This window comes from Novosphingobium sp. fls2-241-R2A-195, from assembly GCF_030209485.1.
Taxonomy (GTDB): Bacteria; Pseudomonadota; Alphaproteobacteria; order Sphingomonadales; family Sphingomonadaceae; genus Novosphingobium; species Novosphingobium resinovorum.
The window spans coordinates 342,612-362,717 of the sequence record NZ_JARVRY010000006.1 but is presented as its reverse complement, the minus strand read 5'-3'; the positions used below and the strand labels follow the sequence as shown (position 1 = coordinate 362,717).

Here is a 20,106-nt window from a genome sequence, read left to right as displayed (position 1 = left end):
TGGAGAAATCGACCCGCCCCAGCGCCTGCTGATGGGGCCGGGGCCGATCAACGCCCACCCGCGCGTGTTGCGGGCGATGAGCGCCGACTTGCTCGGCCAGTTCGATCCCGAGATGACCGGGTTCATGAACCAGGTCATGGCACTCTACCGCCCGATCTTCGGGACGCAGAACCAGTGGACGATGCTGGTCGACGGCACCGCCCGCGCCGGGATCGAGGCGGCGCTAGTCAGCCTCGTCGCGCCGGGCGACGTGGTGCTGGTGGTCAACTTCGGCCGCTTCGGCCTGCTGCTGACGGAAATCCTCCAGCGCATCGGCGCGGTGATCGAGACGGTCGAGGCGCCCTGGGGCGAAGTCGTGCCGATGGAGCGCATCGCCGAGGCCATCGCGCGTTGCCATCCCAAGATCGTGGCGACCATCCACGGCGACACCTCGACGACGATGGCGCAGCCTCTCGAAGGCTTCGGCGAACTGTGCCGCCGGGCGGGCGCGCTGTCCTACGTTGATGCCACGGCGACGATCGGCGGCATGGAACTGGCGGCGGATCGCTGGGATGTCGATGTGGTTACCGGCGGCCTGCAGAAGTGCCTCGGCGGTCCCTCGGGATCGGCCCCGATCACGATCTCGGACCGTGCCGCCGAGCACATCGGCAAGCGCCGTCATGTCGAGCAGGGCATCCGCGTCGCCGGAACGGTCGATGGTGCCGGCCCGCGCATCGGCTCCAACTACTTCGACCTCGCGATGATCATGGACTACTGGTCCGAGAAGCGCCTGAACCACCATACCGAGGCGACCTCGATGCTTTACGCCGCCCGCGAATGCGCGCGCATCGTGCTGGGCGAGGGGCTGGAGGCACGCTATGCCCGCCATGCCTCGGCGGGCCGGGCGATGACAGCGGGCCTGCGCGCGATGGGCCTGACGGTGTTCGGCGACGACCGCTATCGCATGACCAACGTGACTGGCGTGTACATCCCCGAGGGCGTCGATGGCGAAGCCGTGCGAGGCGCCATGCGCGAGCTGTTCGAGATCGAGATCGGCACGGCGTTTGGGCCGCTTCAGGGCAAGATCTGGCGCATCGGCGCGATGGGTTACAACGCGATGAAGCACAAGGTGCTGCTGACGCTGGCAGCGCTGGAATCGTGCCTGGTGATGCAGGGCTTCGCGCTGCCGATGGGCGCGGCGGTTCCGGCGGCCATCGCGGCGTGGGAGGCATGAGGATGGGATCGCCATTCCTCCCCGGCACGGGGAGGGGGACCATGCGCAGCATGGTGGAGGGGTACGCGCCGCGCGGCCTGACCTTCCGTAATGCGCCTGTGCCCCTCCACCACCCTGCGGGTGGTCCCCCTCCCCGTACCGGGGAGGACGCATGAGCGCCCGCGACCTCATCGGCTACGGCCAGACCCCGCCCGACCCGCAGTGGCCCGGCGGCGCGCGCGTGGCAGTGCAGTTCGTCGTCAATTACGAGGAAGGCGCCGAGAACTCGGTGCTGAACGGCGACAAGGGCTCCGAGGCGTTCCTGTCCGAAATGGTCGGCGCGGGCAGCCACCCGGACCGGGCCATGGCGATGGAAAGCCTCTACGAATACGGCAGCCGCGCCGGCTTCTGGCGCCTCCACCGCCTGTTCACCGAGCGCGACCTGCCCGTCACCGTATTCGGCGTGGCCAAGGCGATGGAGATGAATCCCGACGCGGTCGCGGCGATGCTGGCGGCGGACTGGGAGATCGCCAGCCACGGTCTGCGCTGGATCGACTACCAGTACCAGCCCGAGGACGTCGAACGCGCGCACATCGCCGAGGCCATCGCGCTCCACGAAAAGCTTACCGGCCAGCGCCCGTTCGGCTGGTATCAGGGCCGGACCTCGCCCAACACCGCGCGGCTGGTGGCCGAGGAGGGTGGCTTCACCTACGACGCGGACAGCTACGCCGACGATCTGCCGTACTGGGATACGAAGTACGGCAAAGCTCAGCTGATCGTGCCCTACACCCTCGACGTCAACGACATGAAGATCGTCGCGCTCAACGGCTTCACCGAGGGCGAGCAGTTCTTCCGCCACATGCGCGACACCTTCGACCAGCTTCGCGAAGAAGGTGGAAGGATGATGTCGGTCGGTCTGCACGCCCGCATCGCCGGCAAGCCTGGGCGCGCGCGGTGGCTGGCGCGGTTCCTCGATCATGTCACCGCCAGCGGCGACGCCTGGGTGGCGCGGCGCATCGACATCGCGCGGCACTGGATGGAGGTGCATCCTCATGCGGATCGATGACCCAGTCCTCCTCGCCGAAGTCACCCACGCCTTCCACGCCTACGAGACGGCGCTGATGGCGGACGACATCCCGGCGATGGACGCGCTGTTCCACGATGCGCCCACCACCAACCGCTACGGCGTGGGGGAAGTGCTCTATGGCATCGAGGAAATCCGCGCGTTCCGAAAGGGACGCGGCGGGTCTCCGCAGCGCAAGCTGGGGAAGGTCGCGATCACCGTCTACGGCGATACCTTCGCCACCGCCGATGCCGAATTCTTCCGCGAAGGCTCCGCCCCTGAAGCTGCTGGCCGCCGGGGTCGCCAGACGCAATCGTGGGTGCGCTTTGCGGACGGCTGGAAGGTCGTTTCCGCTCATGTCAGCCTTGAGGGGAGCACATCGTGACCGCGCTGTTCGAACACAGCCCCTGGGTGGAAGAGCGCGCCGACGCACGGCCGTCTTCCGGCGATCGTCATGCCGATCTGATGGCGGTCCTGTATGCCGCTAGCCCGGACGAGCAACTCGCGCTGATCCGCGCCCACCCGGAACTGGCGGGCAAGGCCGCGATCGACCGCACCCTGACCGAGGCCAGCACCGCCGAGCAGGCCAGCGCCGGGCTCGACCGCCTGACCCCTGAGGAATACGCCGAGTTCCACCGCCTGAACGCCGCTTACCGCGCAGCGTTCGACTTCCCTTTCATCATCTGCGTGCGCCTGACCGACAAGGCTGGTATCCTTGCTGCGATGGACCGCCGCCTCGCGAACGACCGCGAGACCGAAGTGGCGACCGCGCTGGAGCAGATCGGCGAGATCGTCCGCCTGCGCCTGGAAGACATGACATGACTGACAAGATCGGCCTTCCTGCGCTCGAGGCGCAGCTTGCCCGCGAACTGGAGTTGATCGGCTTCGCTCGCCCCGAATGGGTGCGACCGCGCGCGGTAGAGGGCGCGCCGGTGCTCGATGTCGCGGTCATCGGTGGGGGGCAATGCGGCCTCTCCGCCGCGCTGGGCCTGAGGCGCGAGGGCGTGACCAACGTGCGCGTGTTCGACGAGAACGAGGCCGGGTTCGAAGGGCCCTGGGAAACGTATGCGCGCATGGTCACGCTGCGCACGCCCAAGCATCTGAACCCGATCGATTTCGGCGTGCCCTCGCTGACCTACCGCGCCTGGTGGGAAGCGCAGCACGGCGCGGCGGGCTGGCAGGCGGTCGACAAGATCGCGCGCGGCGACTGGATGGAGTATCTGCGCTGGTATCGCCGCGTGCTCGACCTGCCGGTGGAGAACGGCGCGAAGCTCCAGCGGATCGAGCCGGTCACGGCGCATGGCGTGCATTGCCTGCACTTCGCTGACGGCAGCGTGGCACTGGCGCGCAAGGTCGTGCTCGCCACCGGCATCCAGGGCGGCGGCGAATGGCACACCCCGGCGATGGTGCGCGACAACCTGCCCCGGCACTTGTGGGCGCACACCAGCGAGCCGATCGACTTCGCGGCACTGCACGGCAAACGCATCGGCGTGCTGGGCGGCGGCGCCTCGGCCTTCGACAACGCCAACTTCGCGCTGACGCAGGGCGCGGCGGCGGCGGAAGTGTTCATGCGCCGCAAGGAACTGCCCCGCATCAACCCGATCCGCTTCATGGAGCGCGTCGGCTTCACCGCTCGCTACCCGGCGCTGGACGATCAGACCAAATACGCGGCAATGGACGCTTTCCTCGGTCACAACCAGCCGCCGACGAACGACACCTTCGAGCGCGCGGCGGCATGGCCCGGCTTTGCCCTGCACCTCGGCGCGCCTTGGCTGGACGTGAAGGAACATGACGGGTTGGTGCGTGTCACAACGCCGCACGGGCATCACGACTTCGACTTCGTTGTCGTCTCCACCGGCCTCCTCAGCGATCCCGGCCTGCGTCCAGAACTGGCGGACGTGGCCGACCTCATCGCCCGCTGGTCCGATCGCGTGACGCCTCCGGGCAAGCCCAATGCGCTCATCGATGCTCACCCTTATCTCGGCAACGCTTTCGAGTTTCTGCCGCGCGATGGAGCGGACGGCGCGCCGCTGCACGGATTGTTCGCGTTCAACTATTCGGCGCTGGTGAGTCTGGGGCTCTCCGCCTCGGCACTGTCGGGCCTGCACAATGCGCTGCCCCGGCTGGTCAAGGGCGTGGCCGACCAACTCTTCCTCGACGACCGGGAGGCTCTGGTGGCCGACTTTCTCGATTATGACGAGCACGAATTCCTCGGCCAGTGGCCGCGTGAGGAGGAGACGGTCGCATGAGCAGTCTGTCCACGCACGTCCTCGATACGACACACGGCGCTCCCGCGACGGGGATTTCCCTGTGTCTCGAAACCGGGTCGGGTACGATCCTGTTCACCGGCGAGACCAATGCCGACGGCCGCTGCCCGGGGCTCCCGGCGCTGCCGACCGGCACGTATCGCCTGACTTTCGCGGTGGCCGCCTATTTCCGGGGCAAGGGGATCAAGCTGCCCGAGCCGCCGTTCCTCGATCATGTCTCGATCGATTTCGGCATTGCCGACCCCGATGCGCATTACCACGTACCGCTGCTGGTCTCGCCTTTCGGCTACTCGACCTACCGGGGCAGCTGACGTGCCGGTGCGCTTCCTTCTTGATGGCGAAGTGGTCGAACTGGACGCGGTCGATCCGACCGCGACGGTGCTCGATCATCTGCGCTACACGATGCGGCGCACCGGAACCAAGGAAGGTTGCGCCGAGGGAGACTGCGGTGCCTGCACGGTGCTGGTCGGCGCGCTGGAAGGCGAGGGCGTGGCATGGCGCGCGGTCAATTCCTGCATCCAGTTCCTGCCGATGCTGGACGGCAAGGCGGTTATGACCGTCGAAAGCCTCAAGGACGATACCGGCACGCTCAATGCCTTGCAGGAGACGATGGCCTGCAACGGGAGTTCGCAGTGCGGCTTCTGCACGCCGGGCTTCGTCATGTCGCTGCACGGCCGCACCATCGGCGCGCGCGGCTGCGATCTGCCGGTAGAGGATGTGATCGCGGGCAACTTGTGCCGCTGCACCGGCTATGGTCCGATCATCGAGGCCGGGGAAAGTGCCGGATCTTGCGAGCAGGACGATACGAGGGTGATCGCCGCGCTCAAGGCGCTGGAGCGCAGCGCTTCGGGCGAATGGCGGGGCCGCCGCTGGTTCGCGCCGCGCACCTGCGATGAACTCGCTGCATTGCTGACCGAACATCCCGACGCGCGTTTGGTGGCCGGGGCTACCGACGTGGGCCTGTGGGTCACCAAGGGCCTGCGCGATCTGGGCACCGTGATCTTCCTGGGCGGCATCGCCGAACTCGCGGCGATCGAGGAAAGCGCCGATGCGCTGACCCTCGGTGCGGGCGTGCGTTACGCCGATGCGCATGCGGCGATGGCTCGATTGCATCCGGACCTCGGCGAACTCGTGCGCCGCATCGGGGGGCTTCAGGTACGCAACGCCGGGACCGTGGGCGGCAATATCGCCAACGGTTCGCCGATCGGCGATGGCCCTCCGGCGCTCATTGCACTCGGTGCCGAACTTACGCTGCGCAGCATGGCGGGGCGGCGGACGATGGCGCTGGAGGACTACTTCCTCGCTTACGGCAAGCAGGACCGGCAGCCTGGCGAGTTCGTCGAATCCGTGCGCATCCCGCGCCCTCCGGCGGATGCGGTGATCCTGATTTCCAAGCTCTCGCGCCGGTTCGACAGCGACATCTCGGCGGTCTGCGGCGCCTTCGCGCTGCGCGTCGAGGACGGCGTGATCGAAGAGGCGCGCGCCGCGTTCGGCGGCATGGCGGCGACTCCGAAGCGGGCCGGCACGTGCGAGGCCGCCCTGATTGGCCAGCCTTTCGCCGACGCCACGTTCACCGCCGCTGCCGAAGCGCTGAAAGCGGACTTCGAACCGCTGACCGACGTGCGCGGCTCTTCCGCCTACCGCGTCGAGGCCGCTGCGAACTTGCTGCGCCGTCTCTGGCTGCGCTCTCAGGGTGTCGCGACTTCCGTGCTGGAGGCTGTCGATGGCTGAGCGCGATGCCGCCTGGAAGGTGCTGCCCAAGCCCTCGCACCCGCACGACAGTGCGCGGCTCCATGTCGCGGGCGAGGCGCGCTATGCGGACGATCTGACCGAACCTGCGGACATGCTGCACCTCGCCTTCGGCCAGTCGAGCGAGGCGCGCGCGCGGATCGTCTCGATGGACTTGTCCGAGGTGCGCGCGTCTCCCGGCGTCGTCGCGGTCTATACTGCCGCCGACATTCCCGGCGCGAACGACGTCAGCCCGGTCGCGGGCGACGACCGGCTGCTCGCCGATGGGGAAGTCATCACCCACGGACAGGCGGTGTTCCTCGTGGCCGCGACCAGCCAGCGCGCGGCCCGCATCGCCGCGCGTCTCGGCCGCATCGCGTACGAACCGCTCCCTGCCGCGCTCACGGTCGTCGAGGCGCAGGTTGCCGGATCGCACATCGAGCCCGCGCAGCGCATGGCCCGGGGCGATGCTCCTGCCGCGCTGGACGCCGCGCCGCACCGCCTTTCGGGCCGCTTCGCCATGGGCGGGCAGGATCACTTCTACCTTGAGGGCCAGGTCTCGGTCGCGACGCCGGGCGAGGACGGGCAGGTCCACGTCCTGTGCTCCACCCAGCACCCGAGCGAGGTCCAGCACCTCGTCGCGCACATGTTGCACGTATCGTCCGCCGACGTGACGGTGGAGGTGCGGCGCATGGGCGGCGCGTTCGGCGGCAAGGAGACGCAGGCCGCGCTGTTCGCCGCCGCCGCCGCGCTGGTCGCCAGCAAGACCGGTCGCCCCGCCAAGTTCCGCGTCGATCGCGACGATGACATGGTCATGACCGGCAAGCGCCATCCCTTCGATGTCGCCTACGAGGTCGGCTTCGACGACGCGGGCCGTCTGCTGGCGCTGTCGCTGCACCTCGCCTCGGCGTGCGGGGCGACGGTGGACTTGTCCCCGGCGATTAACGACCGCGCGATGTTCCATTCGGACAACTGCTACTTCCTGCCCGACGTCGAAGTCGTGTCCGAGCGTTTGAAGACCAACACCGTCTCGGCCACCGCCTTCCGCGGCTTCGGTGGGCCGCAGGGCATGCTGGCGATCGAGCGCGTGATCGACGACGTGGCGATGGCGCTGGGCCGCGACCCGCTCGATGTGCGGGTGCCGAACCTCTACGGTCCGGGGCGCGAGACGACGCCTTACGCGATGACCGTCGCCGACAACGTCGCGCCGCAGATCATCGCCCGGCTGCGAACGACTTCGCGCTACGATGAGCGGGCGAAGGCGATCGAGGCTTTCAACGCCGCCAATCCCGTTCTCAAGAAGGGCATCGCGCTGACGCCGGTGAAGTTCGGCATCAGCTTCACCACGACCCATCTCAACCAGGCCGGCGCGCTGATCCACGTCTATGCCGATGGCTCGATCCAGGTGAACCACGGCGGCACCGAAATGGGGCAGGGCCTCTACACCAAGGTCGCGCGGGTGGTGGCCGACGTTTTCGCGGTGCCGATGGAGACTATCCGCATCACCGCGACCCGCACCGACAAGGTGCCCAATACCTCGGCCACGGCGGCCAGTTCCGGCGCGGACCTCAATGGCATGGCGGCGCACAACGCGGCGATGACGATCCGCGACCGGCTGACGGACTTCCTCGCCCGCACTTACAGCTTGGAAGAAGGCGAGGTGCACTTCACCCCCGGCGGCGTGATTGTCGGCGCGGAGACGCTGGATTTCGCGCAAGTCACGCGCAAGGCCCACATCGGGCGCGTGTCGCTGTCCTCGACCGGCTATTATGCGACGCCGGGGATCGAATACGATCGCTCGGTCTTCAAGGGGCGCCCTTTCTACTACTTCGCCTATGGGGCGGCGGTGAGCGAGGTCGTTATCGATACGCTGACCGGCGAGCATAAGGTGCTGGCCGTCGACATCATCCACGACGTCGGCCGCTCGCTGAACCCGGTGATCGACAAGGGCCAGATCGAGGGCGGCTTCATCCAGGGGCAGGGCTGGCTGACGAGCGAGGAACTCGTGTGGGACGCCAAGGGGCGCTTGCTGACGCACAGCCCCGCGACGTACAAGATCCCCACCGCCTCCGACCGGCCCAGGCATTTCACCGTGACCTTGTGGGACGGCGAGAACGTCGAGCCCACCATCAACCGTTCCAAGGCGGTGGGCGAGCCGCCGTTCATGCTGGCGATCTCGGTTTTCTCGGCGCTGAACCTCGCCGTTGCCGCGACCGTGCCCGGCAAGCGCGCGCTGCCGCAGCTCGATGCGCCCTGTACGCCTGAGCGTATCCTCAAGGCGATCGCGGCGTTTTCGGCATGACGCAGTGGATCGGCTGGCTGCGGCGGCTGGACCGGACGGTCCCGACCGCGATGGTGTCCGTGCTCGCCAGCGAGGGCTCGGCCCCGCGCGGGGCGGGTACGCGGATGCTCGTTACTGCGCAGGGGCAGGAAGGGACTATCGGCGGCGGCCAGCTGGAATACCGCGCGGTCGAGCAGGCGCGCGCGATCCTCGATCATGCACCGGGTTCGTGGCGGGTGCAGGACTATCCGCTCGGCCCGCTGTTGGGGCAATGTTGCGGTGGCCGGGTGCGGGTGCTGGTGGAGCATCTCGACACCGGGGCGCTCGACTGGCTGCATGACGCCGAGCCCGGCCGGATGCTGGCGACCAGCTTTGCCGAAGACGCCGTGGAACGCCGCGTGTTCGAGCGTGAAACGGTCACCCGCCAGTCCGCGCGCGGCGACAGGCCCGAAGTTGGCGCCCGCATCGTCGAGCCAGTGGGCGAGCGGCCGCGCCCGGTCTACCTGTTCGGTGCGGGCCATGTCGGGCAGGCCATCGCTCGTCACATGACCGGGTTGCCGCTACAACTCGCCTGGTTCGACACTCGGCCCGAGCAGGCGCATATCGACGGTGTGACGCTGGTAGCCGAGGAGGACATCGCGCACTGCGTCGCCGAGGCTCCGGCCGACGCGGCCATGCTGATCCTGACGCATGACCATCCGCTGGACTATCACCTGACGCTGGCGGCGCTGGGGCGTGCCGAGTTGCCGGCGTTCGTCGGCCTCATCGGCTCATCCACCAAGATCACCCGTTTCCGGTCGCGACTGGCGGCGGACGGGATTTCACCGGAGGCACTGGACCGCCTCACCGCCCCGATCGGCGTGCCCGGCGTCTCCGGCAAGGAGCCCGACGTGATCGCCATCGCGGTCTGCGCGCAGCTGCTGCAATTGAGAGGAAAATGATGAGTATCGATCGTCGTCCCGGACGTTATCCGGGACCGGTGGCAGTCCTTGGGCGCGAAGCATCGGCAAGGCGCCTGGCCGAAAAGTGGGCTGTTCCCGGCCAGCGGTCCCGGATCACGTCCGGGACGAAGCGCGCATGATCCGCGCCTATCGCGCCGAACTGCTCTCGGTCCCGCATGACGCGCCCGATGCCGTGCGCCATGAACCCGACGGCCTGCTCGTCGTCGAGGATGGCGTGGTCATCGCGCGCGGCGCTTACCCGGACCTCGCGGACAAGTATCCCGATGCCGAAATGCTGCCCGGCCTCGTCGTTCCCGGCTTCATCGACGCGCACGTCCATTACCCCCAGACCGACCGCATCGCCTCCTACGGGGAACAGCTTCTCGACTGGCTCGACAAGCACATCTTCCCGGCGGAAAAGGCGTTCGCGGACAAGGCCCACGCCGATGCCGTGGCGGCGTTCTTCCTCGACGAACTGCTGCGCAACGGAACCACCAGCGCGTTGGTCTATCCCACCGTCCACGAACAGTCGGTCGATGCCCTGTTCGAGGCCGCGCTGGAGCGGCGAATGCGCATCGTTTCCGGCAAGGTGCTGATGGACCTCGGCCCCGAAGGCCTGCAGGATACCGTCGCTTCGGGACGGGCCGAAACCGAGGCGCTGATCCGGCGCTGGCGCGGGCGGGGCAGACTGGGCTACGCGGTGACCCCGCGTTTCGCGCTCGCCTCCAGCGATGCGCAGCTGGCCGACGCAGGCGCGCTTCTGGCCAAGCATCCCGACGTGCTGATGCACACGCACTTGTCGGAGAACGTCCACGAAGTCGCCGCCGTCGCCGCGCGGTTCCCGGACAGCGCCGACTACCTCGATGCTTACGACCGCTTCGGACTGGTCACGCCGCGCTCGGTCTTCGCGCACGGCATCCACTTGTCCGACCGGGCCTGCACGCGCCTGCACGAGAGCGGCGCGGGCGTGGCGGTCTGTCCTTCGTCCAACCTGTTCCTTGGGTCCGGACACTTCAACTTCGGACAGGCGGACCGGCACGCGCTGCGGCTGGGCCTGGGCACCGACGTCGGGGCGGGCACGTCGTTCTCGATGCTGCGCACCGCCGGGCTCGCCTACCAGGCCGCGCTGGCCCGCGAGGACCGGCTCGATCCGTTCCGCGCGCTCTATCTCGCCACGGCGGGAAGCGCCTCGCTGCTGCACATCGCCGACCGCGTGGGGGCGCTGGAAGTGGGGCAGGAAGCCGACTTCGTCGTGCTCGACAGCGCCGCCACGCCGCTCACGGCGCGGCGCACGGCGGATGCAGACCTTGCCACGCGGCTCTTCGCACTCCAGATCCTCGGCGACGAGCGCGCCATTTCCCGTACTTACCTGCTGGGCGAATGCGCGTACAAAAGGACACCATGACCGATCTTGCCCAGTTCATCGCCGGCCTCCCCAAGGCCGAATTGCACCTCCACATCGAAGGCAGCCTCGAGCCCGAACTGATGTTCGCACTGGCGCAGCGCAACAATGTCGCCATTCCTTACGCCTCGGTGGAGGAGGTGCGCGCCGCCTACGATTTCTCGAACCTGCAGGACTTCCTCGACATCTACTACGCGGGCGCCGACGTGTTGCGCACCCGCGCGGATTTCCATGACCTCGCGATGGCGTACTTCACGCGCGCCGCGGCGGACGGCGTTGTCCATGCGGAGATCATGTTCGATCCGCAGACTCACACCGATCGCGGCATTCCCTTTGCCGAAGTGATCGAGGGCCTGTTGTCGGCAATGGCGGCGGCCGAGGCCGAATTCGGCCTGACGTCGCAGCTTATTCTCTCGTTCCTGCGCCATTTGCCGGAAGAGGCCGCCTTCGCCACGCTGGAGATGGCCGAGCCCTGGCTGGGCAGAATCACGGCGGTGGGGCTCGACAGTTCGGAAGTCGGCCACCCGCCCGCCAAGTTTGCCCGCGTCTTCGCGGCGGCGCGCGAAAAGGGCCTGAAGATCACCGCCCATGCCGGGGAGGAAGGCCCGCCTGCCTACGTCCACGAGGCGCTGGACCTGCTCGGCGTCGACCGCATCGACCATGGCAACCGCGCGCTGGAGGACGAAGCGCTGGTTGCGCGCCTCGTGGCCGAGGGAATGACGCTGACCGTCTGCCCGCTGTCGAACCTCAAGCTCTGCGTGGTGAAGGACCTTGCCGATCATCCGCTGGACCGGATGCTGGCGGAGGGCTTGAAGGCTACGGTGAATTCCGACGATCCGGCTTATTTCGGCGGCTACGTGGCCGACAACTACCGGGCCGTCGCCGAGGCGCGTGGCCTTTCGCGCGATGACTTGGTGACGCTGGCGCGCAACAGCTTCACTGGCTCTTTCCTGCCGCCGGAGGTGGTCGCACGGCATGTCGAGCGGCTGGAGGCTTACGCCGCAGGGTAACCTGCCGTCGTCCCGGACTTGATCCGGGATCGGTGGCTGTCTTTAGGTGAGAGCTTGCAGCGCGTGCAGCGAAGTGGGCTGTTGATGGCCAGCGGTCCCGGATCAAGTCCGGGACGACGGGGATTAAACTTTCGCCACCGGGTTGATCCTCACTCGCCAGCCTGGCCATGCTTCGCGCTATGAAAAAAGGCGGGTTCAGCTACATCATGGCGAACCGGCCCTTCGGCGTGCTCTATGTCGGCGTCACTAACGACATTCATGTTCGGATGCACCAGCATCACGAAGGGCGCGGATCGCGTTTTTGCCAGCGCTAAGGCATCGACCGGCTGGTGCTGGTCGAACCGCATGCCTTCATTCAAGAGGCCATCGCGCGCGAGAAGCAGCTGAAGGCCTGGCGGCGAGAGTGGAAACTGGAATTGATAGAACAGGCCAATCCGACATGGGATGACCTGTCCCGGTTACCGTAGATGGGGCTCTAAACGTCCTGCGCGCCGAGCCAGTGCTCGTTTTCGGGCGGGACGAAGTTGACGATGCGATCGATCATCGCCTCGGGGTCCTTCTCCACGATCAGCATCGCGCGGTGGCGCGGCTGGAGGAAGCCTTCCTCCACCACGTTGTCGATGAACTGGCCCAGCCCCGAGTAGAACCCGTTGACGTCGAGCAGGCCCACCGGCTTGTTGTGATAGCCGAGCTGCGTCCAGCACCACGCCTCGAACATTTCCTCGAACGTGCCGATGCCGCCGGGCAGAGTGACGAAACCGTCCGAGAGGTTGGCCATCATCGCCTTGCGCTCGTGCATGGTCTTGACGACGTGAAGCTCGGTGATGCCCTGGTGGTCGTGCTCGCGCGCGCGAAGGGCCTCGGGGATGACGCCGATGACTTCGCCGCCCGCCGCGCAGGCCGCGTCCGCGACCACGCCCATCAGGCCGACCATGCCGCCGCCGTAGACGAGGCCGATGCCGCGCTTGGCCAGCAGCGTGCCGAACTGGTGCGCAGCTTCGCGATACAGGGGATTAACGCCCGCAGAAGAGCCGAGATAGACGCAGATCCGCATGATCAGCCAAGCCTCTCGGGGACCGAGCGCGCTTCCTCGACGATGGCGTCCTTGGTGCCGACCGATTCCCACGGGAACACGAACCAGCGCTTGTCCTCGTCACGGTCGATGGCGTCGACGTAGAGTTCGGCGACCGCCTTGGAACGGGTGTTGTTGATCAGCACCGCGAAGCGCAGGTTTTCGGCATCGCAGCCGTTGTCGCCCAGCAGATTGCGGATGTACTCGATGGTGCCGCCGCTGTCGTTGATGTCGTCGACGAAGAGCAGGCGCTTGCCCTCGGCGGTCATCCCTGCGACCTTGCCGAGCAGTTCGTCGGCAAAGCCGGGAACCTTGGCCGAGTGGTCGATCGACAGCATCGGCACTTCGAGCTGGTGCGAGATGTAGACCGCCGGCACGAGGCCGCCGCGGCCGACGCCGATGATGAATTCGGGCTGCCATTCGCCTTCGCGGATCTTGCGCGAGAGCACGCGGACTTTGGCGAGGAAGTCCTCGTAGTATTCGAGGTAATGCAGTTGCGGTTCTTCGGTCTGGCTCATGCGGAGCGAATCCTGTCCGGCGATGTCGGGAAAGGTGTGCCGATAGGGACACTATGGCGCAAGGGCAACCGGGTGAGGTGCATCATGCGTCGTTCTCTTCCGTCGAGAGCATCGATTCCACATAGCTGAGGCCCGCGAACCCGTTCTCGATCTCCGACAGAACGAGACTGGCCGCATAGGAAGGGGTGCGTGCGGAGTTGGTACAGAGCGCCAGCGTCATCGGCCGCAGCAGCGCGTCGGAGATGCGGGTGAAGGATACCTGGCCCGCTTGCACTTCGGTGATCACGTCGAGTGAGGACAGGATACCCACGCCCGCTCCGGCCTGCACCAGCGAGGCGATCATCTGGATGTTGTCGGAGGTCGCGATCCGGCTCATGTCCATGCCTGTCGTGCCTTCGAGGACGGCGATCTGCTGGCTGATCGCCAGAACTTCGGCCGGGACGATCAGCGGCTCGCCGATGGCGGCGGAGAAGCGGGCCTCGGACAGTTCGCCCAGCGGGTGCCCCGGCGGCGTGATGAAGCCGAGAACCACTTCCACGAAGGCGCGTACCGTCAGGTCGCGGTAGCTGTGCGGTTCGAACAGGATGCCGAAATCGACCTCGCCGCTGGCGACGGCTTTGCGCACCTCGTCGTTGGCCTGAACCTTCACGCCGACGGTAATGCCCGGATACCGTTCCTGCACCGAGCGGACGACCGAGGGAATGTAGCCTTTGGCCAGCGCGTCGATGATGGCGAAGTCCACGTGACCGCGTTTGAGCCCGCGCAAGTCCTCTATCTGCGCGCGGATGTCCTGCATGTTCTTCTGCCAGCGGTTGCCCGCCGCCATCATGATCTCTCCCGCCGCCGTCAGGCGCAGGCCGGTGGGCAGACGCTCGAACAGGGGTGTGCCGATCTCCGCCTCGACGTTGAGGATCTGGCGGGCGATGGCCGAGGCCGAGACATTGAGTTCGTCGGCGGCCTTGCGGATCGAACCGTGGCGGCCGACGACCATGAAATAGCGCAGAAAACGGGAAAAGGCGGGCATGGCGACTTTAGACCTGCTCTAATTTTTGCAACGGACCGTGGGATTCATTGCGTTTGCTAGCACTATCTCCTGTGCCGTACCACCGCTAGCAATACCGGAAGGTGCGATCCGACGAACGCGATTTCCCGATCCTCTCCCTACAGGGGGATCGTCGGTCGCCGGAGCCGCACTTTTGGTAAGGGGGCGCGCCGGTGCCGGGTGAATCCACCGAACCTGCGCGGGTGCGCCCCCCGTTCTCGGGGTTCTAGTTACAATGATTGCTTATCGATCCGGCCGCCCCTTGAGGGCTTCCTTGCGTGCGCTGGCGCTTGCCGCAGCAGCGGGCCTGCTTGCGCCCGTCGCTGCGGCAGCGGCCGAGCCTGCGCTGCCGGAAATTCCCAAGGTCACGCCGATTCCGGTGAAGGTCATCGTCGTCGCCACGTTCGAGCCGGGCGAGGACAAGGGCGATGCCCCAGGCGAATTCCAGGCCTGGGCCGAGCGCGAGCATCTCGACGAGGTGATCCCGGTCAAGGGCACGCTCCACCCGCTGCGCCGCAATGCTGACGGGCTCTACGGTATGGTCTGGGGCAGCCCGGACACGATGATCGGCAGCGTGTCCGACCAGCTGACCGCGCTGCTGATGGACCCGCGCTTCGATTTCACGAAGACGTACTGGCTGTTCACCGGCATCTCCGGCGTCGATCCGCAACTGGCCTCGGTCGGCAGCGCGGCGTGGTCGCGCTGGGTTATCGACGGCGACAAGCTGCGGGAGTTCGACGACCGCGAAGTGCCTAAGGACTGGCCTTATGGCTTGTTCGCGATCGGCGCCGACAAGCCCAACACCTTGCCCGGAGCCACCCAGGACTTCGCCGGCTTCACGGACATCCGCAAGCTGTCGATGTCGGCCGAGCTGAATCAGGGGCTCGCCTACTGGGCCTATGGTCTCAGCAAGGACGTGAAAATCCCTGATTCGCCGGAGCTTAAGGCCGACCGCGCGCGCTGGAAGGGCTGGCCCAATGCGCAGAAGCCGCCGTTCGTGCTGATGGGCGAGACCTTGGGCGGCCTGCGCTACTGGCATGGTCCGAGCCGCACGCAGTGGGCGCGCGATTGGGTCAAACTGTGGACCGGCGGCAAGGGTCGCTTCGCCATGACCAACATGGAAAGCCAGATCCAGCAGGGCTCGATCCTGATCGCGGCCAAGAACGGTCTGGTCGATGCGAACCGCGTCATGGTGCTGCGCACCGGCTCCAACCCCTCGATGCCGCCTCCGGGCATCTCGGCGGTCGAGAGCGTCGCCAACGAAGGCGCAGGCCAGAAGGCCGCGTTCGAGGCGAACTATCTCGTCGGCGCGCCGGTCGTGCACGAACTGCTCAAGCACTGGGACAAGTACGAGAACGCGGTGCCGGAGGCCCCCGTACCGTGAGGCGCCTCGTTTCCACCTTGCTGACGACGCTGGCCTTGCCTCTCGCGGCCCCGGCCGCGCATGCAGACGAGGCTGCTGCGTCTGCCCTGCTCGACGAAATGGCGGGCAATGCCGGGCGGCTGCGCGTGTTCCTGCAGGCGATGCCCAAAGGCGGCGATCTGCACAACCACCTCGGCGGTTCGGTCTATGCGGAGGACTTCCTCAAGGTCGCCGCCGCCAAGGGCATGTGCGCGGACGCCGGGATCACCCGCATCGTGCCCGGACCATGCCCGGCGCCGCTCCAGATCGGTCCGATGGCCGAGAAGGACCCGTTCACTTACGCGAAGCTGATCGACGCGATCTCCACGCGCGGCTTCCAGAAGGGCATCGGCCCGGCTCTGGTCTCCGGCCACAACCAGTTCTTCTCCAGCTTCCGCAAGTTCGGTCCTGCGGCGGACGGCGAAGACGCGCGCTGGCTGGCCGACGCCTTCGCCAGCGCGGGCCGCAACAACCTCGTCTACGTCGAACTGATGCACAATCCGGACAGCACGACGCCATTCATGCTGTCCGCGCCCGATGCTCCGCTGGGCGTCGATGGGATCGCCGCCGCCTACAAGCGCGACCTTCCGGCGGCTCAGGCGTTGGTCGCGCCGGCTATCGCGGAAGTGGACGAGGAGGAAGCCTTCGCGAAGAAGCGCCTCGGCTGCAGCACGAAGGCGGCCGATCCGGGCTGCGGCGTCGCGATGCACTACATCTACTCGGCCATGCGCGGATTGCCGCCGCAGGTCGTGTGGCGCTCGATGCTCGCGGGCTTCGTGCTGGCGGACAAGGACCCGCGCTTCGTCGGCGTCAACATCGTCATGCCCGAGGACGATCCGGTCGCCTTGCGCGACTACGACCTGCACATGGCGATGTTCCGCTTCCTCGAAGCGAAGTACCCCAAGGTCAACGTCACCATGCACGCGGGCGAACTCGCGCTCGGTCTGGTGCCGCCCAAGGATCTCGAGGACCATATCGGCAAGGCCGTCGCCTCGGGTGCCAAGCGCATCGGCCACGGCGTCGACATTGCCTATGAAGTCAACGCCCCGGAAACCCTCGCCCGCATGGCGCGGGACGGGATCGGGGTGGAGATCAATCTCACCAGCAACGCCGTGATCCTGGGAGTGGAGGGCGGCGTCCATCCGCTGCACGTCTACCGCTCGATGGGCGTGCCGGTGATGCTCTCCACCGACGACGAGGGCGTGCTGCGTTCCGACATGACCAACGAGCATGTCCGCGCAGTGCAGCAACAGGGGCTGCACTACGCCGACCTCAAGGAACTGGCGCGCAACAGCCTCGAATATTCCTTCGCGCCGGGCGCGAGCCTGTGGGCGGACCGCCGCTATGGGGCAGTGGTGGCGCCGTGCGCGACGGACTTCGCGGCCGGGTCCTGCAAGACATTTCTCGCAAAGAACGAGAAGGCCACGCTGCAGGCACGGCTGGAGATGAACTTCGACCGGTTCGAGCGCTCGCTCGACCGGTTCAAGGCCAGACAGGGAGCGGCGGGGGACTGAATTCCCCGCCGCGATCGCGGATGCTTGCCGTCAAAGCAACGGCGCACCGTAAACAGGGAACTGCACAGGGAAGTGCGGGAGAGGAGGGACACAACAGCACGCGGCGGGCGGCAAGGACCGTTCCCGCCGTATCAAGGGGGCATACCATGAGGGATATGATCCGTTTCACTGCGCGCAAGACGGTATTGGCCGCGGGCGCGCTGCTTTGTTGCACTGCACTGACGACACCGGCTTTCGCGCAGGCGGCCGCCGATGAAACGACCGAGGACGGCAAGGACATCGTCGTCACCGGTTCGCTCGGCGCTCTGCCGATCGAGGGTGTCGGCACCGTCTTCGGCTTCGACAAGACCGTGACCGAGACGCCGCGTTCGGTCTCCACCATCAGCGCCGAGCAGATGGAACGCTTCGGCATCACCGACATCTACGACCTCGTCGCGCAGTCGCCGGGCACGTTCACAAACTCGTTCTTCGGCGTCGGCGGCGCGCTCGACATTCGCGGTACTCCGGGCGAAATCTACTTCCGCGGCATGCGCCGCCTCGACAACCCCGGCAACTACCCGACCCCGATCGGCGCCTCCGAGCGCATCGACATCGTGCGCGGCCCGGCCTCGCCGATCTACGGTCCGTCGAAGACCGGCGGCTACATGAACTTCGTGCCGAAGTCGGCGCGCGTTCAGGGCGGCTCCTACCTCGCCAGCCCCGAGGGTGAGGTCACCATGACCGGCGGCAGCTGGCGCAAGGCCGATATCAAGGCCGAAATGCGCGGCCCGGGCAAGATCGGCACGCAGGAATTCGGCTACAGCCTGTTCGCGGAAGTCGAGGATTCGGGCAGCTACTACGACAACATGTCGACCCGTCAAACGATCCTGCAGGGTTCGTTCGACACCGACCTGACGCCCAACCTGCGCCTCGAATTCGGCGGCATGTACCAGAACTACAAGGGCCAGCAGAACGGCGGCTGGAACCGCCTGACGCAGGACCTCGTCGACAACGGCACGTACATTACCGGCTCGGCAAAGCCGCTCGACACCAATGGCGACGGCCAGATTTCGCAGGGCGAGATCAACGCGGCGGTTCCCGGCGGCATGTCGATCTTCGGCGGCTTCGCCTGCGGTGGCGGGGTGTTTGCATCGTCGATCACGGACGCATGCTTTACCAGCTCGCCGAACAGCGCGCTCAACCTCACCAACGTGGGCACCGCCAAGCTCAGCCGCCGCAAGACGCTGACCGGCAAGAACGATCGCCTCGATAACAAGGGCAGCACGCTTTACGCCGACCTCATCTGGAAGGGGGCCGGCGATCTCGAGATCAAGAACCAGTTCTTCTTCGACTCGTACGACAACATCAACGAGAATTCCTACGGCTTCTCGCAGTTCCACGATTCCTATGCGATCGAGAACAAGGTCGTCATCTCGGACAAGTTCGAGAACGACATCGGCAAGTTCGCATTCCAGGTATCGCCGTCGATCCGCTACACCAACTTCAAGCACGGCGACGATTTCAACTACGAATATTTCCACCGCGTCGACCTGACCGTCGGCTACACCCCGGCGTCGGATCGCCTGCTCTCGACCGAGTGCGACTGCGATTACACCAACTATGTCACCGGCCACTACACCGATTACTCAATCGCCGCGCTTGCGGACTTCGACTTCAGTTTCGGTCTCGATGTGACGGTGGGTGCCCGTTACGACTACCTCAAGGCGAAGTCGGCCTACAACATCGGCAAGATGGAAGCGGCGCAGGTCGCATCCAATCGGGAAGGCGGCACCCCGGACAGCGCCAGCGGCAACAAGGGCGCATGGTCGTGGTCGGCCAGCGCCAACTACAAGCTGCCCTACGGCCTGATCCCCTATGCCACGATCGCGCGCCAGTCGACCGTGATCGCCGGGCAGGGCGCCGAACTCTATCCGGGCGACATCGCCGGACAGACCTTCGTTTCGGCCTCCAAGCTCTACGAAGGCGGCCTGAAGGGAAGCTGGCTTGATGATCGCCTCTATGCGGCGGTCTCGATCTACAAGCAGAAGCGCACCGACTACAACATCCAGTCGGTCACGGTGAACCAGTCGGTCGAAACCAAGGGCCTCGAAGCCGAGTTCCGCTGGTCGGTGGACCGTCACCTGCTGATCACCGGTGGCTACACGCGCACCAAGGTCTACAACCTGACCGCGCTGACCAATGGCACGCTGTTCAGCTTCTTCGGCATCGAGGATCTGGTCAACGTCAGCGATCCGTCGCTCTACCTCGGCGGCCAGCCGATCGGCCTCGTGCCGATCACCAGCAAGAGCGACTCGCGCCGTGCGGGTATCCCGACCAACCTCTACTCGCTGACCGCGACCTACGCCTTCGACAACGGCCTGGCGCTGAGCGCCAGCGGGGTGAAGGTGGACTCGGTGTACTCGGGCCAGTCGCAGGCGGTGAAGCTGCCCGCTTACACCAAGATCGACGCGGCCATCTCGTACGAGACCGGCCCGTGGCTCGCTCGTCTGGTCGTGAAGAACGTCACCGACAAGAAGTACTTCCGTGCCAACTTTACCGAACTGTTCGGTTCCACGATCGTCCTGCCGGAGCTGCCGCGCAGCTTCCAGGCCTCGTTGACGTACAAGTTCTGATGCCCCGAGAGGGAGCGTCGGCGATCGCCGGCGCTCCCTTCTTGCGGTTTGAATCGAAAGGT

General features: G+C 66.5%; 17 protein-coding genes and 1 pseudogene. 15 read left to right on the top strand and 3 right to left on the bottom strand.

What is annotated here, in order from left to right; genetic code table 11:
- Window positions 1-31 precede the first annotated feature (31 nt).
- The 12 genes and pseudogenes from QRN25_RS07040 to QRN25_RS06985 all read left to right on the top strand — a co-directional run bounded on the left by QRN25_RS07040 (window position 32) and on the right by QRN25_RS06985 (window position 12,351).
- Window positions 32-1,213, top strand: coding sequence for a pyridoxal-phosphate-dependent aminotransferase family protein (locus QRN25_RS07040; protein WP_285018320.1), 1,182 nt, complete (start codon window positions 32-34; stop codon window positions 1,211-1,213).
- 151 nt (window positions 1,214-1,364) lie between these two features.
- Window positions 1,365-2,258 carry an allantoinase PuuE gene (puuE, locus tag QRN25_RS07035; protein WP_285018212.1) on the top strand — a complete coding sequence of 298 codons (894 nt, stop codon included), beginning with the start codon at window positions 1,365-1,367 and terminating at the stop codon, window positions 2,256-2,258.
- Window positions 2,245-2,640, top strand: a complete 396-nt coding sequence (gene hpxZ / locus QRN25_RS07030; protein WP_285018209.1) for an oxalurate catabolism protein HpxZ — start codon at window positions 2,245-2,247, stop codon at window positions 2,638-2,640. Before puuE ends, hpxZ begins: the two co-directional genes overlap by 14 nt.
- The gene (gene uraD / locus QRN25_RS07025; RefSeq protein ID WP_069707412.1) at window positions 2,637-3,077 is read left to right on the top strand and encodes a 2-oxo-4-hydroxy-4-carboxy-5-ureidoimidazoline decarboxylase; all 441 of its coding nucleotides are present in this window, start codon (window positions 2,637-2,639) and stop codon (window positions 3,075-3,077) included. Before hpxZ ends, uraD begins: the two co-directional genes overlap by 4 nt.
- The gene (locus QRN25_RS07020) at window positions 3,074-4,504 is read left to right on the top strand and encodes an FAD/NAD(P)-binding protein (protein WP_285018208.1); all 1,431 of its coding nucleotides are present in this window, start codon (window positions 3,074-3,076) and stop codon (window positions 4,502-4,504) included. Before uraD ends, QRN25_RS07020 begins: the two co-directional genes overlap by 4 nt.
- The gene (gene uraH / locus QRN25_RS07015) at window positions 4,501-4,833 is read left to right on the top strand and encodes a hydroxyisourate hydrolase (protein WP_008832244.1); all 333 of its coding nucleotides are present in this window, start codon (window positions 4,501-4,503) and stop codon (window positions 4,831-4,833) included. The genes QRN25_RS07020 and uraH overlap by 4 nt, the downstream gene beginning before the upstream one ends.
- Window positions 4,834-4,840: 7 nt before the next feature.
- Window positions 4,841-6,253 (top strand): xanthine dehydrogenase small subunit, encoded by a 1,413-nt coding sequence (gene xdhA, locus QRN25_RS07010; protein ID WP_285018206.1) that lies wholly within the window; start codon window positions 4,841-4,843, stop codon window positions 6,251-6,253.
- On the top strand, window positions 6,246-8,552 hold the full coding sequence (xdhB, locus tag QRN25_RS07005; RefSeq protein WP_285018205.1) for a xanthine dehydrogenase molybdopterin binding subunit: 2,307 nt from the start codon (window positions 6,246-6,248) through the stop codon (window positions 8,550-8,552). The genes xdhA and xdhB overlap by 8 nt, the downstream gene beginning before the upstream one ends.
- Window positions 8,549-9,472, top strand: coding sequence for a xanthine dehydrogenase accessory protein XdhC (gene xdhC / locus QRN25_RS07000; RefSeq protein ID WP_285018204.1), 924 nt, complete (start codon window positions 8,549-8,551; stop codon window positions 9,470-9,472). The genes xdhB and xdhC overlap by 4 nt, the downstream gene beginning before the upstream one ends.
- Before the next feature lie 136 nt (window positions 9,473-9,608).
- Window positions 9,609-10,877 (top strand): guanine deaminase, encoded by a 1,269-nt coding sequence (gene guaD / locus QRN25_RS06995; protein ID WP_285018203.1) that lies wholly within the window; start codon window positions 9,609-9,611, stop codon window positions 10,875-10,877.
- Window positions 10,874-11,884, top strand: a complete 1,011-nt coding sequence (locus QRN25_RS06990) for an adenosine deaminase (protein ID WP_285018202.1) — start codon at window positions 10,874-10,876, stop codon at window positions 11,882-11,884. Before guaD ends, QRN25_RS06990 begins: the two co-directional genes overlap by 4 nt.
- Window positions 11,885-12,063: 179 nt before the next feature.
- Window positions 12,064-12,351 (top strand): annotated as a pseudogene (locus QRN25_RS06985) (GIY-YIG nuclease family protein).
- 8 nt (window positions 12,352-12,359) lie between these two features.
- Here the strand turns inward: QRN25_RS06985 and QRN25_RS06980 are convergent.
- From QRN25_RS06980 to QRN25_RS06970, 3 genes are all read right to left on the bottom strand, one after another.
- Window positions 12,360-12,938: an LOG family protein gene (locus QRN25_RS06980; protein ID WP_008832237.1), complete on the bottom strand. Its 579-nt coding sequence runs from the start codon at window positions 12,936-12,938 to the stop codon at window positions 12,360-12,362.
- Between the two features lie 2 nt (window positions 12,939-12,940).
- Window positions 12,941-13,474, bottom strand: coding sequence for a phosphoribosyltransferase (locus tag QRN25_RS06975; RefSeq protein WP_036522491.1), 534 nt, complete (start codon window positions 13,472-13,474; stop codon window positions 12,941-12,943).
- Window positions 13,475-13,556: 82 nt separating this feature from the next.
- Window positions 13,557-14,498: a LysR family transcriptional regulator gene (locus QRN25_RS06970; protein WP_008832235.1), complete on the bottom strand. Its 942-nt coding sequence runs from the start codon at window positions 14,496-14,498 to the stop codon at window positions 13,557-13,559.
- A gap of 292 nt (window positions 14,499-14,790) precedes the next feature.
- On the opposite strand from QRN25_RS06970, the gene QRN25_RS06965 reads away from it, so the two are divergent.
- From QRN25_RS06965 to QRN25_RS06955, 3 genes are all read left to right on the top strand, one after another.
- The gene (locus QRN25_RS06965) at window positions 14,791-15,900 is read left to right on the top strand and encodes a purine nucleoside permease (RefSeq protein ID WP_285018200.1); all 1,110 of its coding nucleotides are present in this window, start codon (window positions 14,791-14,793) and stop codon (window positions 15,898-15,900) included.
- The gene (locus QRN25_RS06960; protein ID WP_285018199.1) at window positions 15,897-17,432 is read left to right on the top strand and encodes an adenosine deaminase family protein; all 1,536 of its coding nucleotides are present in this window, start codon (window positions 15,897-15,899) and stop codon (window positions 17,430-17,432) included. The genes QRN25_RS06965 and QRN25_RS06960 overlap by 4 nt, the downstream gene beginning before the upstream one ends.
- A gap of 146 nt (window positions 17,433-17,578) precedes the next feature.
- Window positions 17,579-20,044: a TonB-dependent siderophore receptor gene (locus QRN25_RS06955; RefSeq protein ID WP_285018198.1), complete on the top strand. Its 2,466-nt coding sequence runs from the start codon at window positions 17,579-17,581 to the stop codon at window positions 20,042-20,044.
- The last annotated feature ends 62 nt before the right edge of the window (window positions 20,045-20,106 follow it).